General features: G+C 67.3%; 13 protein-coding genes. 10 read left to right on the top strand and 3 right to left on the bottom strand.

The genetic code is table 11. The features are described 5' to 3' along the window. The first annotated feature begins 85 nt into the window (after positions 1 to 85). Positions 86 to 718 (top strand): DUF2799 domain-containing protein, encoded by a 633-nt coding sequence (locus H2037_RS09835; protein ID WP_292120986.1) that lies wholly within the window; start codon positions 86 to 88, stop codon positions 716 to 718. A gap of 4 nt (positions 719 to 722) precedes the next feature. Here the strand turns inward: H2037_RS09835 and fba are convergent, their stop codons facing one another. The 3 genes from fba to gap all read right to left on the bottom strand — a co-directional run bounded on the left by fba (position 723) and on the right by gap (position 4293). Next, positions 723 to 1808, bottom strand: a complete 1086-nt coding sequence (gene fba, locus H2037_RS09830; RefSeq protein WP_292120984.1) for a class II fructose-bisphosphate aldolase — start codon at positions 1806 to 1808, stop codon at positions 723 to 725. Between the two features lie 104 nt (positions 1809 to 1912). Continuing rightward, the gene (locus tag H2037_RS09825) at positions 1913 to 3121 is read right to left on the bottom strand and encodes a phosphoglycerate kinase (RefSeq protein ID WP_292120982.1); all 1209 of its coding nucleotides are present in this window, start codon (positions 3119 to 3121) and stop codon (positions 1913 to 1915) included. A 164-nt stretch (positions 3122 to 3285) separates the two neighbouring features. Continuing rightward, positions 3286 to 4293 (bottom strand): type I glyceraldehyde-3-phosphate dehydrogenase, encoded by a 1008-nt coding sequence (gene gap / locus H2037_RS09820; protein ID WP_292120980.1) that lies wholly within the window; start codon positions 4291 to 4293, stop codon positions 3286 to 3288. A 251-nt stretch (positions 4294 to 4544) separates the two neighbouring features. On the opposite strand from gap, the gene H2037_RS09815 reads away from it, so the two are divergent. The 9 genes from H2037_RS09815 to leuB all read left to right on the top strand — a co-directional run bounded on the left by H2037_RS09815 (position 4545) and on the right by leuB (position 13911). Then, positions 4545 to 4697 (top strand): hypothetical protein, encoded by a 153-nt coding sequence (locus H2037_RS09815; protein ID WP_292120977.1) that lies wholly within the window; start codon positions 4545 to 4547, stop codon positions 4695 to 4697. 90 nt (positions 4698 to 4787) lie between these two features. Next, complete coding sequence (locus H2037_RS09810) at positions 4788 to 6551, top strand: dihydroxy-acid dehydratase (protein WP_292120974.1); 1764 nt, start codon at positions 4788 to 4790, stop codon at positions 6549 to 6551. 6 nt (positions 6552 to 6557) lie between these two features. Beyond that, the gene (ilvC, locus tag H2037_RS09805) at positions 6558 to 7571 is read left to right on the top strand and encodes a ketol-acid reductoisomerase (RefSeq protein ID WP_271163654.1); all 1014 of its coding nucleotides are present in this window, start codon (positions 6558 to 6560) and stop codon (positions 7569 to 7571) included. A gap of 18 nt (positions 7572 to 7589) precedes the next feature. Then, the gene (gene ilvG, locus H2037_RS09800) at positions 7590 to 9302 is read left to right on the top strand and encodes an acetolactate synthase 2 catalytic subunit (RefSeq protein WP_292120963.1); all 1713 of its coding nucleotides are present in this window, start codon (positions 7590 to 7592) and stop codon (positions 9300 to 9302) included. Position 9303: 1 nt separating this feature from the next. Continuing rightward, complete coding sequence (locus tag H2037_RS09795) at positions 9304 to 9555, top strand: ACT domain-containing protein (RefSeq protein WP_292120961.1); 252 nt, start codon at positions 9304 to 9306, stop codon at positions 9553 to 9555. Beyond that, complete coding sequence (locus H2037_RS09790; protein WP_292120958.1) at positions 9555 to 10802, top strand: 2-isopropylmalate synthase; 1248 nt, start codon at positions 9555 to 9557, stop codon at positions 10800 to 10802. The genes H2037_RS09795 and H2037_RS09790 overlap by 1 nt, the downstream gene beginning before the upstream one ends. Then, positions 10795 to 12228, top strand: coding sequence for a 3-isopropylmalate dehydratase large subunit (gene leuC, locus H2037_RS09785; protein ID WP_292120955.1), 1434 nt, complete (start codon positions 10795 to 10797; stop codon positions 12226 to 12228). The genes H2037_RS09790 and leuC overlap by 8 nt, the downstream gene beginning before the upstream one ends. Continuing rightward, positions 12221 to 12808 (top strand): 3-isopropylmalate dehydratase small subunit, encoded by a 588-nt coding sequence (gene leuD / locus H2037_RS09780; RefSeq protein WP_292120952.1) that lies wholly within the window; start codon positions 12221 to 12223, stop codon positions 12806 to 12808. The genes leuC and leuD overlap by 8 nt, the downstream gene beginning before the upstream one ends. Further along, complete coding sequence (gene leuB / locus H2037_RS09775; RefSeq protein WP_292120950.1) at positions 12805 to 13911, top strand: 3-isopropylmalate dehydrogenase; 1107 nt, start codon at positions 12805 to 12807, stop codon at positions 13909 to 13911. The genes leuD and leuB overlap by 4 nt, the downstream gene beginning before the upstream one ends. The last annotated feature ends 25 nt before the right edge of the window (positions 13912 to 13936 follow it).

Below are 13936 nucleotides of genomic sequence, written 5' to 3'. Positions count from 1 at the left end.
CACGAGGCTTCCCTAGCACGACGCGCCGCTTGCGCGAGGGGCGCACGCCGTTTGATAGTGAAGCGGGGGCGTAAGGGGATTTGCGATGAGACGTCTGTTGATCGTCGGCGGCGTGGCCGCCGCGGCTTTGCTGGGCAGTTGCTCGACGATGAGCAAGGACGAATGCCTGGCCGGCGCCTGGGGCGAGAAGGGCTATGCCGACGGGGCGGCGGGCTATCCGGTCACCCGGCTGGACGACCACGCCGAGGCCTGTGCGAAATATCAGGTGGCGCCGAACCCAGCCGCCTATGGATCGGCGCGCGAGGACGGTCTGAGGACCTATTGCACCTTCCAGCGGGGTTGGATCGAGGGGCGTGAGGGCAATACCTATTACGGGGTCTGCCGACCAGACGAAGAGGCGGAGTTCCTGCCCGCCTATCACGACGGGCTGCGGTTGCATCAGGTCGAGGCGGCGGTCGAGACGGCGGAGAGCGCGCTGAGCAGCGCGACGGCGCGGATAGACGATCGCGAGGACAAGCTGGACGCCAAGCAGCGCGAACTGCGGTCGGACGGCCTGACGGACGAAGAGAGGCAGCGTATCCGCGACCGGATCGACGAGGTGCGCGGCGAGATCCGCGAGGCGCGTCGCAATGCCCGTGAGGCGCGCGACGCGCTGGATCACGCGGAATGGGATCGTGTCCGGGTGCGGCGCGAACTGAGCGGCCGCTACCCGGTCTGAGCGATCAGGCCGCCTTGACCGCGGCGCCGCGGAAGGACGGATCGAGGTCGCCCGAAGCGTAGCGCGTGGCCATCTGGGCGGTCGACAGAGGGCGGATGCGGGAGGCCTGACCTTCGCAGCCGAATTGCTGATAGCGCTCCATGCACAGCTTCTTCATCGCAGCCCTGGCGGGCTTCAGATAGGCGCGGGGATCGAACTCACGCGGGTTCTCCATCAGGGCTTTACGAATGGCGCCGGTGATGGCCATGCGGTTGTCGGTGTCGATATTGACCTTGCGCACGCCGTGTTTGATGCCGCGCTGGATCTCCTCGACCGGCACGCCCCAGGTCTGGGGCATTTCGCCGCCGTACTGGTTGATGATGTCCTGCAGGTCCTGGGGCACGGACGACGAGCCGTGCATCACCAGGTGGGTGTTGGGCAGGCGGCGGTGGATTTCCTCGATCACATTCATGGCCAGGATGTCGCCGTCCGGCTTCTTGCTGAACTTGTAGGCGCCGTGGCTGGTGCCCATGGCGATGGCCAGGGCGTCGACCTTGGTGGCGGCGACGAAATCGACGGCCTGGTCCGGGTCGGTCAGCAGCTGCGAATGGTCCAGCTTGCCCTCGAAGCCGTGGCCGTCCTCGGCCTCGCCCATGCCGGTCTCCAGCGAACCCAGAACGCCCAGTTCGCCCTCGACCGAGACGCCGCAGCTATGGGCCATTTCGGTGACGCGGCGGGTGACTTCGACATTGTATTCGTAGGAGGCGGGGGTCTTGGCGTCTTCCTCCAGCGAGCCGTCCATCATCACCGAGGTGAAGCCGTACTGGATGGCGGTGGCGCAGGTCGCAGGGCCGTTGCCGTGATCCTGGTGCATGCAGACCGGGATGTCGGGATAGAGTTCGGCCAGGGCGTCGATCAACTTGGCCAGGACGATGTCGTTGGCGTAGTTCCGCGCGCCGCGCGAGGCCTGGATGATGACGGGGGCGTTGACCTCATGGGCCGCCTCCATGATCGCCAGACCCTGTTCCATATTGTTGATGTTGTAGGCCGGCAGGCCGTAGTCGTTCTCTGCCGCGTGGTCGAGCAGCTGTCGCAGCGTGATGCGCGCCATGATGAAATCTCCTGAGCCGAGGTCTTTTATGATTGGGCGGGAGATTAGCGCTGCGACGCAACAAAGTCACGCCGTGTAACAGCCCGATTCTTGTATGCGTCGGACTAGGCCCTGAGCGCTTCGACGCCCGGCAGGGGCTTGCCTTCCATCCATTCCAGGAAGGCGCCGCCGGCGGTGGAGACGAAGGTCATGTCGTCCGACACGCCCGCGTGGTTCAGGGCCGAGACGGTGTCGCCGCCGCCCGCGACCGCGACCAGGGCGCCGGACTTGGCCAGGTCGGCGGCGGCCTTAGCGGCCTTGACCGTGGCGGCGTCGAAGGGCGGAACCTCGAACACGCCGAGCGGGCCGTTCCAGATCAGCGTCTTGGACAGGGCCATGGCCTTGATCAGTTTCTCGACCGTCAGCGGACCGGCGTCGAGAATCTTTTCGTCGTCGCCGATGTCTTCGCGGGCCAGGACGGTGCGGGTTTCGACGCCCGGCTTGACCTCGGTCGCCACCACGACGTCGAGCGGCAGAAGGATTTCGCAACCCTTGGCCTCGGCCTCGGTCAGGATCTCGCGCGCCGTGTCGGCCATGTCCTTCTCGGCCAGGGAACCGCCGATATCGACGCCCTGGGCATAGAGGAAGGTGTTGGCCATGCCGCCGCCGATGGCGAGCCGGTCCAGCTTGCCGACCAGGTTCTTTAGCAGGTCCAGCTTGGTCGAGACCTTGGCCCCGCCGACGATGCCCAGCACCGGCTTCTGCGGATTGCCCAGGGCGGCGTCCAGCGCGTCCAGCTCGCGCCGCATCGATTCGCCGGCGTAGGCGGGGATGTGACGGGCGACGCCTTCGGTCGAGGCGTGGGCGCGGTGGGCTGCCGAGAAGGCGTCGTTGACGTAGAGGTCGGCCAGATCGGCCAGCTTCTGGGCGAAGACCGGATCATTGGCCTCTTCCGCCGCGTGGAAGCGGACGTTCTCGAGCAGGACCACGCCGCCGGCGTCCAGGTCGCGGATGGCGTCCACGGCGTCCGGGCCGATGCAGTCGTCGGCGAAGCGAACGGGGGCGCCGAGCAGATTTTCCAGATCATCGACGACCGGCTGAAGGCTCATCGACGGGACGCGCTGGCCCTTGGGACGGTCGAAGTGGGCCAGCAACGCGACCTTGGCGCCGGCGTCGCGCAGACGTTGGATCGTCGGCAGGGCGACCCGCAGCCGAGTGTCGTCAGTGACCTTGCCGCCCTCCATCGGGACGTTGAAGTCCACCCGGACCAAGGCCGTCTTGCCGGCGAGGGAGCCCAGGTCGTTGGGGGCGTCGTCGAGGGTGCGGAAGGTCATGGTCGTTTCCCTGTCTCCTCCCTGTCGCGCAGCGATGGGGAGGTGGCGCGGCGCCCTTGCGCCGTGACGGAGGGGTTATCACCCCAGGTTCGGTGCGGCGGAAAGAGCCCCTCCACCACGTCGTGGTCCCCCTCCCCACGTTGTGGGGAGGAGATGTTTGCGGCTTACAGGAACTTCGCCATCACCAGGGCCGTGTCGGCCATGCGGGTCGCGAAGCCCCATTCGTTGTCGTACCAGCTGAGGACGCGGGCCAGCTTGCCGTCGACGACCTGGGTCTGGGGCAGGGCGGCGGTGGACGAGGCGGCGATGTGGTTGAGGTCGCTGGAGACCAGCGGGTCGGTGGTGGTGAACAGGACGCCCTTCATCGGACCGTCGGCGGCGGCCTGAAGCGCGGCGTTGATTTCCGCGACGGTCACGTCGCGACCCGAGACGACCTTCAGGTCGACGACCGAGACGTTCGGGGTCGGGACGCGGATCGACGAGCCGTCCAGCTTGCCCTTCAGTTCCGGCAGGACCAGGCCCAGGGCCTTGGCGGCGCCGGTCGAGGTCGGGATCATCGACAGGCCGGCGGCGCGGGCGCGGTACAGATCCTTGTGCATCGTATCCAGCGTCGGCTGGTCGCCGGTGTAGGAGTGGATGGTGGTCATATAGCCGCGCTCGATGCCGAACAGGTCGTTCAGCACCTTGGCCACCGGGGCCAGGGCGTTGGTGGTGCACGAGCCGTTGGACACGACGATGTCGTCGGCGGTCAGGCTGTCGTGGTTGACCTTGAAGACGATGGTCTTGTCGGCGCCCTCGGCCGGGGCCGAGACCAGGACGCGCTTGGCGCCGGCCTTCAGGTGGGCGCTGGCCTTGTCCTTCGAGGTGAAGATGCCGGTGCATTCGAAGGCGATGTCCACCTTCAGCTCGGCGTGCGGCAGGTTGGCCGGATCACGCTCGGCCGTGACCTTGATCTTGCCCGTGCCGACGTCGATCCAGTCCTCGCCCGAGGTCACCGTGCCGGGGAAGCGGCCGTGAACCGAGTCAAAGCGGAACAGGTGGGCGTTGGTCTCGACCGGACCCAGATCATTGATCGCCACCACTTCGATGTCCGTGCGGCCATGCTCGACGATGGAGCGAAGGACAAGACGGCCGATGCGGCCGAAACCATTGATGGCGACGCGAACGGTCATGGGGGAGGCTCCTCTGAACGATTATGTTGTTGGCGTCTCAATGGAACTGTCGCGGCCCGGTTTCAACCCCGTCGCGGCGCGTTAGCCCTAACATGGTGCGACCAAGCGTTACGGTTTGACCGGGTTGCGTCCATGTCAGGCAAGAAACACCTCTTCGGAGGTTGTTTTGGGCGCATTGAGCAAAATTTTTGCGACAGGGGTTGTGCGACTCCGGCCGGTATGGTTTCTTGGCGTCAGAACAGGGAGCCCCCGTGGCCATGATGACGCGCGATATGATGAAGGGATGCACCGCAAAGGCGGTCGCGGCCGTTCGCGCGCCGACCGGCCTGGAAAGCCCTGTATTCCTCATTCTCCTCGTACTCCTCGGCCTGCTTACGCAAGCGGCGTGGATGCACGCGACCTGACCTAAACACACTCAGGATCGCCTCGCACCACCCCGCTCCCGAAAGGAAGCGGGGTTTTTCGTGCTTGGCGGTTCGAAACGAACCGGACCGATGACGCAAGATTCTACCTCAGAGCCCAGAAAGCCCAATGCGCGCAGCGCGGCGGTGACGCATGGCCCGAACCGGGCGGCGGCGCGGTCCTATCTGCGCGCGGCCGGCATGCAGGACGCCGACTTCGACAAGCCGATGATCGGCATCGTCAACACCTGGTCGACGGTCACCCCGTGCAACATGCACCTGGACCGGCTGGCCAAGGACGTGCGCGCCGGCATCATCGCGGCGGGCGGCTATCCGGTCGACTTCAACACCATCGTCGTCACCGACGGCATCTCGATGGGCACGGCGGGGATGAAGGCTTCGCTGATCAGCCGCGAGGTCGTCGCCGACTCGATCGAACTGGCCATCGAAGGCCACCAACTGGACGGCGTCGTCTGCATCGTCGGCTGCGACAAGACGATCCCGGCGGCGGCCATGGCCCTGGCGCGGATGGATATCCCGGGCCTGGTCTATTACGGCGGCACCATCATGCCCGGCGTCATGCCCACGCCTGGGGGGACCAAGGAGGTCTCGGTCCAGGAGGTGTTCGAGGCTATCGGCGCCCATTCGGCCGGCGCGCTGGACGACGCGGGCCTGAAGGCGGTCGAACAGGCGGTCTGCCCCGGCGCCGGCGCCTGCGGCGGTCAGTTCACGGCCAACACCATGGCCATGGCCCTGTCGGTCATGGGCATCTCGCCCATGGGCGCCAATGACGTGCCGGCGGTCGATCCGAACAAGGCGGCCGAGGGCGAGCGCTGCGGCCGGCTGATCGTCGAACGGGTCTTCGCCGGCGACACGGCCCGCAAATACATCACCCGCGCCAGCCTGAAGAACGCCGCCGTCGCGGTCTCGGCCTCGGGCGGATCGACCAACGCGGTCATGCACCTGACGGCCATCGCGGCTGAGGCCGGCGTCGATTTCGGCGTCGAGGACTGTCACCAAGCCTGCGTCGAGGCGCCGGTCATCTGCGACCTGAAGCCGGGCGGCCGTTTCCTGGCCTCGCACCTGTTCGCCGCCGGCGGCACCCGTCTGGTGACGCAACGCATGGCCGAGGCCGGCAAGATCGTGAACACCCCCACCGTCAGCGGCCGCAGCCTGTTCGCCGAGGCGGCCGAGGCCGAGGAAACCCCCGGCCAGGTGGTGGTGACCCGCTTCGACGCCCCGGTCATGGCGCGCGGCAGCTACGCCGTCATCTATGGCGACGTCGCCCCGGAAGGCGCGGTCATCAAGCTGACCGGCCACAAGGTCGATAAGTTCGAAGGCCCTGCCTGCGTCTTCGACAGCGAGGAAGACGCCTTCCACGCCGTCCAGGACGGCTCGGTCGGCGAAGGCGACGTCATCATCATCCGCTACGAAGGGCCCAAGGGCGGCCCCGGCATGCGCGAGATGCTGCAAGTCACCGCCGCCCTGAAGGGCCGCAAGATCGACAATGTCGCCCTGCTGACCGACGGCCGGTTCTCGGGCGCCAGCTACGGCTTCGTCGCCGGCCACGTCTCGCCGGAAGCCGCCGTCGGCGGCCCGATCGCTCTCATTCGCGATGGTGACCGCATCACCATCGACGTCACCAACCGCCGGATCGACGTCAACGTCGATCTGGCGACGCGCCGGGCGGGCTTCACGCCCCACGTGGTCCGCCCGGCGCGAGGTGTCTTCGCCAAATACCGCGCCTCGGTCGCCTCGGCCGCCCAGGGCGCCGTCACCATCCCCAACCCGCCGCCGGCTCAAATCCCCGATTTTGGCCAGTCGTCTCACAAATCCACTGCTGCTCAGGACGCCTGAATTCTCATGGCCATCACCATCTACACCAATGAAGACATCAAGCCGGGCGCCATCGCCGGCCAGCGCATCGCCATCATCGGCTATGGCTCGCAAGGCCGCGCCCATGCGCAGAACCTGAAGGACAGCGGCCATGATGTGGTCGCCGGCGTCCGTCACGGCGGCACGGGCTGGAAACACGCCACGGCCGACGGCGTGCCGACCGCCGAGCCGGCCGAGGCCGTCAAGGGCGCCGACATCATCGCCATCCTGACCCCCGACATGGTCCAGGGCGAGGTCTATCGCGACATCATCGAGCCGAACGCCAAGGAGGGCTCGGCCCTGCTGTTCGCCCACGGCTTCTCGATCATCTACGAGCGCATCACCCCGCGCCCCGACATGGACGTCATCCTGGTCGCACCCAAGGGGCCGGGCGATCTGGTGCGTCGCGAGTTCCAGCGCGGTCGCGGCGTGCCCTCGCTGTTCGCCATCGAGAAGGACGTGACCGGCAAGGCCCGCGACCGGGCCATGGGCTACGCCAAGGGCAATGGCGGCGCGACGGGCGGCCTGCTGGAAACCACCTTCCGCGAAGAGACCGAGACCGATCTGTTCGGCGAACAGGCCGTTCTGTGCGGCGGCGCCAAGGAACTGGTCATGCAGGGGTTCAACACCCTGGTCGAGGCCGGCTACCAGCCCGAGATCGCCTATTTCGAATGCCTGCACGAGCTGAAGCTGATCGTGGACCTGTTCTACGAGGGCGGCATCTCGAAGATGCACCACTTCATTTCGGAAACCGCCAAATACGGCGCCGTGGCCAGCGGTCCGCGCGTGGTCAACGAAGAGACCAAGGCCCGCATGAAGACCATTCTGGACGAGATCCAGGACGGCACCTTCGCGCGCAACTGGATCGCCGAGAACGAGGCCGGCAAGCCGCAGTACGAAGCCTGGCTGAAGGCGGACCGCGAAAGCCAGATCGAACAGGTCGGCGCCCGTCTGCGCGAGCGGATGGCCTGGCTGAACACGCCCAAATCTGAAGCGGCCTGAGCCTGAGCGAAAGACCGGATGACCCTGATGACCGCCGCCGCCTTCAAATCCTCAGCCGAGGCCGCCCCGCAATCGGGCGCGCGCCTGCTGGTCTCCACCCTGGAGCGGCTGGGCGTGGAGGTGGTGTTCGGTTATCCGGGCGGCGCCATCATGCCGGTCTATGACGCCCTGGCCGGATCCAAGCTGAAGCATATCCTGGTCCGTCACGAGCAGGGCGCGGCCTTCGCCGCCGACGCCTATGCCAGGAAGAGCGGCAAGGTCGGGGTCTGCATCGCCACCTCCGGCCCCGGCGCCACCAATCTGATCACCGGCATCGCTAATGCGCTGATGGACTCCGTGCCGATGGTCTGCATCACCGGCAATGTCGCGCAAGGCTTGATGGGCACCGACGCCTTCCAGGAGATCGACATCCTGGGCGTCACCCTGCCGATCGTGAAACACTCGATCCTGGTCCGCGACGCCGCCGAGGTTCCGGCGGCCATCGAGGAGGCCTTCTACATCGCTGCCTCGGGCCGCCCCGGTCCGGTCCTGGTCGATCTGCCCAAGGACGTGCAGTTCGCCACGACCAGCGAAGACTACGGCTTTCACATTCCCAATGAGACGCCGCGCATCAACCACGACGCCATCGCCGCCGCCGAGGTCGCGATCCGGGCGGCGCGGAAGCCCCTGGTCTATATCGGCGGCGGAGTGAAGATCGGCGGCGCGACCGAGGCCCTGCGCGCCTTCGTCGCCGCGACCGGCATCCCCCAGGTCTCGACACTGAACGCCCTGGGCACCATCCCGACCGACGCAGCCGGCATGCTGGGCATGCTGGGCATGCACGGCGCCCGTGCGGCCAACCACGCGGTGCAGGACAGCGACCTGCTGGTCGTCGTCGGCGCCCGGTTCGACGACCGCGCCACCGGCAAGCTGGCGGAGTTCGCGCCGAACGCCCGCATCGTCCATTTCGATATCGACGCCTCGGAAGTCGGCAAGCTGCGGGCGGCCAATGTCGCCGTCGTCGGCGAGCTGAAGGACGGGATCGAGGCCCTGACGGCGCGGATGGCGGGCGGGCCGGCCCTGGACATCCAGCAGTGGGCGAGCGAGTGCGCCCAGGCTGCGGCGGCCGGCGCCTATCGCTATGACGCGCCGGGCGAGGGCGTCTATGCCCCGGCCTTGCTGAAGGCGGTGTCCGAAGCGGCGGGCGATGATTTCGTCGCCGCCTGCGATGTGGGCCAGCATCAGATGTGGGCGGCCATGCACTGCCGCTTTTCGCGGCCCGAAGCCCACATCACCTCGGGCGGCCTGGGCGCCATGGGCTTCGGTCTGCCCGCCGGGATCGGCGCCAAGCTGGCCGACCCCTCCGCGACGGTCGTCACCATCGCCGGCGACGGCGGCTTCATGATGAACATCCAGGAGCTGGCGACGCTGAAGCGTTACGGCATCCCGCTGAAGATCGTGCTGATCGACAACTCCTCCCTGGGTCTGGTGCGCCAGTGGCAGGAGCTGTTCTTCGCCGAGAACTATTCCGAGATCGACCTGTCCGACAATCCGGACTTCGTGAAGGTGGCCGAAGCCTTCGGCATCGAGGCCTTCCGCATCGATCGTCGCGATCAGGTGTCCGACGGCATCCAGCGCCTGCTGGCCGCCGACGGTCCCTGCCTGGCCCATGTGGTCATCGATTCCCGAGACAATGTCTGGCCGCTGGTTCCGCCGGGCAAGAGCAATGCTGAAATGATGGAGGGCTCCTGAGATGAGCAACACGATCCACATCCAGATCGACCGTGCCGACGGTTCGCTTCAGCGTCTCATCGGACTTGTGGAGCGCCGGGGCTTCCACATCGACGGCATCAACATGGCCGACGAAGGCCCCTTCCGCCGCATCGCCCTGACCGTGCGCGGTCGCGACGCCGGTCGCTGCATGGACAATCTGGGCCGTCAGATCGACCGGCTGTTCGGCGTGCGCCGCATCGGCAACGACATTATTCAATCCGAGGCCGCGTGATGACCGCCGAAAAAGTACGAGTATCCGGCGTATCCCGAACCGAGGAGATCGCCGCCGACCCCAACCGCGTCATCGTCTTCGACACGACGATGCGGGACGGGGAACAGGCGCCCGGCTTCTCCATGAGCGCCCAAGCCAAGGTGAAGATGGCCCAGGTCCTGAAGGACCTGGGCGTCGATGTTATCGAGGCCGGCTTCGCCGCCGCCTCGCCGGGCGACGAAGACTGCATCCGCCGCGTGGCCGGCGAGGTCGAGGGGCCGATCTTCTGCTCCCTGTCCCGCGCCAACGAAAAGGACATCGACGCCAGCTTCCGCGCCCTGGCGCCCGCGCCGAAGTCCCATCGTCGCTGCCACACCTTCATCGGCACCAGCCCGATCCATCGCACCGCCAAGTTGAAGATGTCGACCAACGAGGTCCTGGCCACGGCGGTGCGCTCGGTCGAATATGCGGTCAGCCTGTTCGACGACGTCGAGTTCTCGGCCGAGGACGCCTTCCGCACCGAGCCGGAGTTCCTGGCCGATGTGCTGGAGGCCGCCGCCGACGCCGGCGCCCGGACCCTGAACGTGCCCGACACCGTCGGCTATGCGACCCCGGAAGAAGTGCGCGAGACCTTTCGCGCCCTGGCGGCCCGGATCCATAAGCGGCATCCGCACGTGATCTTCTCGGCCCACTGCCACGACGACCTGGGCATGGCGGTCGCCAACTCACTGGCCGCCGTCGAGGGCGGGGCGCGTCAGGTCGAGGGTGCGATCAACGGCATCGGCGAACGGGCCGGCAACGCCTCGATCGAAGAAGTCATCATGGCCCTGAAGGTTCGCGAGGACCGGTACGGCGTCACCACCGGCGCCGACAGCCGCCACCTGGTGCGCGCCTCCAAGATCCTGTGCGAGATCACCGAGACGGTCATCGCCCGCAACAAGTCGGTGGTCGGCATCAACGCCTTCGCCCACGAGGCCGGCATCCACCAGCACGGCATGCTGGCCGACAGCCGCACCTATGAGATCATGCGTCCCCAGGACGTGGGTTTCGAGGGCAGCTGGTTTGTCCTGGGCAAACACTCGGGCCGCCACGCCATCGCCAAGCGGGCCGAGACCATCGGCCGGCCCATCGAGGGCGAGCGTCTGGCCGCCGTTGTCGTCGGCTTCAAGCAGCGCGCCGACCAGATCGGCGAGATCAGCGACGCCGAACTGATCGCCATCATCGACCGGGTCGACGGGGTTGAGGAGACGGTCGCCCAATATGCCTGATCCCAAAACCCTGTTTGACAAGGTCTGGGACGCCCATGTGGTGCGGTCGGAGACGGCCGATACGCCGGGCGTTCTTTATATCGACCTGCATCTGGTCCACGAGGTCACCAGCCCCCAGGCCTTCAGCGAGATCGAGGCGCGCGGGCTGAAGGTGCGCCGTCCCGACCGGACCTATGCGACCCTGGACCATTCGACTCCGACCCTGCCGGCGGGCTTGAACGGGCTGAAACCCTATGTCACCGCCCAGGCCGAGGCCCAGGTGCATCGGTTGGAGAAGAACTGCGCCGCCCACGGCGTGCCGTTGGCCGGATGGGGGTCCGAGGATCGGGGAGTCGTCCATGTGATGGGGCCGGAGCTGGGCCTGACCCAGCCGGGCATGACGGTGGTCTGCGGCGACAGCCATACGGCGACCCACGGCGCCTTCGGGGCCCTGGCCTTCGGCATCGGCACGTCCGAGGTCGGCCATGTGCTGGCGACCCAATGCCTGTTGCAGCGTAAGGCCAAGGCCATGCGGGTGACGGTGACCGGACGGCTGCAGCCCGGCGTGTCGGGCAAGGATGTCGCCCTGGCGGTGATCGCCGCCATCGGCTTTGGCGGCGGCACCGGCTATGTCATCGAATACGCCGGCGAGGCGGTGCGGTCGCTGGACATGGAAGGGCGGATGACCCTGTGCAACATGTCCATCGAGGCGGGCGCCCGCGCGGGCATGATCGCCCCGGACCAGACCACCATCGACTGGCTGCGCGGCCGCAAGCACGTCCCCGCCGACTATGAGACGGCGACGGCTGAATGGTTGAAGCTGTCCAGCGATCCGGGCGCGATCTTCGACAAGGAAGTGGTCATCGACGGCGCCGCCATCCGCCCGATGGCCACCTGGGGCACGACCCCGGACGCCGGGGCGCCGATCGGCGCGCCCGTGCCCCAGCCCCAGTCGGACAGCGACCGCAAGGCCATCGCCTATATGGGCTTCACCGCAGGCGAGGCGACGACCAGCCAGCCGGTGGACGTGGTCTTCATCGGCTCCTGCACCAATGGCCGCCTGCCGGACCTGCGCGCCGCCGCTGAGGTGCTGCGCGGGCGCAAGGTCAAGCCGGGCCTGCGGATGCTGGTGGTGCCGGGCTCGGAAGCCGTGCGTCGCGACGCCGAGGCGGAAGGTCTGGACCAGGTCTTCATCGCCGCCGGGGCCGAATGGCGCATTCCCGGCTGTTCGATGTGCATCGCCATGAACGGGGACTTCGTCGGGCCGGGCCAGCTGGCCGTCTCGACCTCCAACCGCAATTTCGAAGGCCGCCAGGGCAAGGACGCCCGCACCATCCTGGCCAGTCCGGCGACGGCGGCGGCGACGGCGGTGGCCGGGGTGCTGACCGATCCGCGCGTCTTTTTGAACGAGACCGTGCGCGAGACCGTAGGGGTGCAAAATGTCTGAGCCCTTCCAGGTCCTGACGTCCAAGACGGTCACGCTCAGCCAGGCCAATATCGACACCGACCAGATCATTCCCGCCCGCTTCCTGACCACGACGACGCGCGAGGGGCTGGGCAGGGCCGCCTTCCATGACTGGCGCTACGAGGCCGACGGTTCGGAAAAGCCCGAGGCCATCCTGAACCGGATCGATCCGGCCGAGCACCGGATCCTGCTGGCGGGCCGGAATTTCGCCTGCGGATCGTCGCGCGAACACGCGCCCTGGGCGCTGTACGACTATGGGTTCCGGGCGGTTATCTCGACCGAGATCGCTGACATTTTTACATCTAACGCGTTGAAAAACGGTCTTTTGCCCATCGTCGTCAGCCAGGCGGTGTGGGACGATCTGGCGTCGCAGCCGGATCAGCCGGTCACGATCGACCTCCAGGCCGGCCAGATCCGGCGCGGCAATGCCCAGCCCGTGCCGTTCGAGGTCGAATCCTTCGCGCGCGAGTGCCTGCTTAACGGGGTGGACACCCTGGGCTGGCTGCAATCAAACCTGCCAGAGATCGAAGCCTACGAGCGTTCGAAAGAGACCGTCCGATGACCCAAGCCGCCCCCCAGACCTATAATATCGTCCTGCTGCCCGGCGACGGCGTCGGGCCCGAAGTGACTCGGGCCGCGCGCGACGTGCTGGCCGTCATCGGCGACTTCTACGGCCACCATTTCCAGTTCACCGAGCATCTGATCGGCGGGGCGGCCATCGACGCGACCGGCGAGCCCCTGCCGGAAGCGACGCGCGCGGCCTGCGTTGCCGCCGACGCCGTCCTGCTGGGCGCGGTCGGCGGGCCCAAGTGGGACGGCGGTAAGCGTCGGCCGGAAGAAGGTCTGCTGGCCATCCGCAAGGCCATGGGTCTGTTCGCCAATCTGCGGCCGTTGCAGGTGTCGCCGGTTCTGGCCCACCGCTCGCCGCTGAAGAAGGAGATCGTCGAGGGCGTCGATCTGATCGTCTTCCGCGAACTGACCGGCGGCGTCTATTTCGGCAAGAAGACGCGGGACGCCAAGGGCGCGACCGACCTGTGCGAATATACGGTGGTCGAGATCGAGCGGGTCGCCCGCGCCGCCTTCCAGACCGCCCGCCAACGGCGCGGCAAGGTGACCTCGGTCGACAAGGCCAATGTGATGGAGACCAGCCGTCTGTGGCGCGAGGTCGTGACCCGCATCCACGCTGAGGAATTCCCCGAGATCGAGCTGGAGCACGCCCTGGTCGACTCCATGGCCATGCACCTGATCAGGAAGCCGCGCGAATACGACGTCATCCTGACCGAGAACATGTTCGGCGACATCCTGTCGGACGAGATCTCGGTGCTGGGCGGTTCGATCGGCCTGTTGCCGTCGGCCTCGCTGGGCGCGGGAGGGCCGGGCCTGTTCGAGCCGATCCACGGTTCGGCTCCCGACATCGCCGGCCAGGACCTGGCCAATCCGGTCGGGACCATATTGTCGGCCGCCCTGCTGCTGCGTCACAGCCTGAAGCTGGAGGACGAGGCCGATTCGATCGAGGCCGCCGTCGCCGCCGTTCTGGCTGCGGGCGCCGTGACCGCCGACCTGGGCGGGGCTCTGGGCACGCGCGCGGCGACCGAAGCCGTCGTCGACGCCATCCGGGCGATTCACTGGGCGGCGGCGCATCGAGTGCAGATGCACTGGGCCTGAGCCGGTCGAGGCCTAATCGGCCTCT

It is taken from the genome of Brevundimonas sp., assembly GCF_013912065.1.
Lineage (GTDB): Bacteria > Pseudomonadota > Alphaproteobacteria > Caulobacterales > Caulobacteraceae > Brevundimonas.
Note: the sequence above shows the minus strand (reverse complement) of the source record. Positions and strands in the feature narration are given on the sequence as shown.

Excerpts from the sequence above, each read along its gene's own strand:
- H2037_RS09835 (WP_292120986.1), top strand. The coding sequence starts at position 86 with ATGAGACGTCTGTTGATCGTCGGCGGCGTGGCCGCCGCGGCTTTGCTG.
- fba (WP_292120984.1), bottom strand. The coding sequence starts at position 1,808 with ATGGCGCGCATCACGCTGCGACAGCTGCTCGACCACGCGGCAGAGAAC.
- H2037_RS09825 (WP_292120982.1), bottom strand. The coding sequence starts at position 3,121 with ATGACCTTCCGCACCCTCGACGACGCCCCCAACGACCTGGGCTCCCTC.
- gap (WP_292120980.1), bottom strand. The coding sequence starts at position 4,293 with ATGACCGTTCGCGTCGCCATCAATGGTTTCGGCCGCATCGGCCGTCTT.
- H2037_RS09810 (WP_292120974.1), top strand. The coding sequence starts at position 4,788 with ATGACGCAAGATTCTACCTCAGAGCCCAGAAAGCCCAATGCGCGCAGC.
- ilvC (WP_271163654.1), top strand. The coding sequence starts at position 6,558 with ATGGCCATCACCATCTACACCAATGAAGACATCAAGCCGGGCGCCATC.
- ilvG (WP_292120963.1), top strand. The coding sequence starts at position 7,590 with ATGACCCTGATGACCGCCGCCGCCTTCAAATCCTCAGCCGAGGCCGCC.
- H2037_RS09795 (WP_292120961.1), top strand. The coding sequence starts at position 9,304 with ATGAGCAACACGATCCACATCCAGATCGACCGTGCCGACGGTTCGCTT.
- H2037_RS09790 (WP_292120958.1), top strand. The coding sequence starts at position 9,555 with ATGACCGCCGAAAAAGTACGAGTATCCGGCGTATCCCGAACCGAGGAG.
- leuC (WP_292120955.1), top strand. The coding sequence starts at position 10,795 with ATGCCTGATCCCAAAACCCTGTTTGACAAGGTCTGGGACGCCCATGTG.
- leuD (WP_292120952.1), top strand. The coding sequence starts at position 12,221 with ATGTCTGAGCCCTTCCAGGTCCTGACGTCCAAGACGGTCACGCTCAGC.
- leuB (WP_292120950.1), top strand. The coding sequence starts at position 12,805 with ATGACCCAAGCCGCCCCCCAGACCTATAATATCGTCCTGCTGCCCGGC.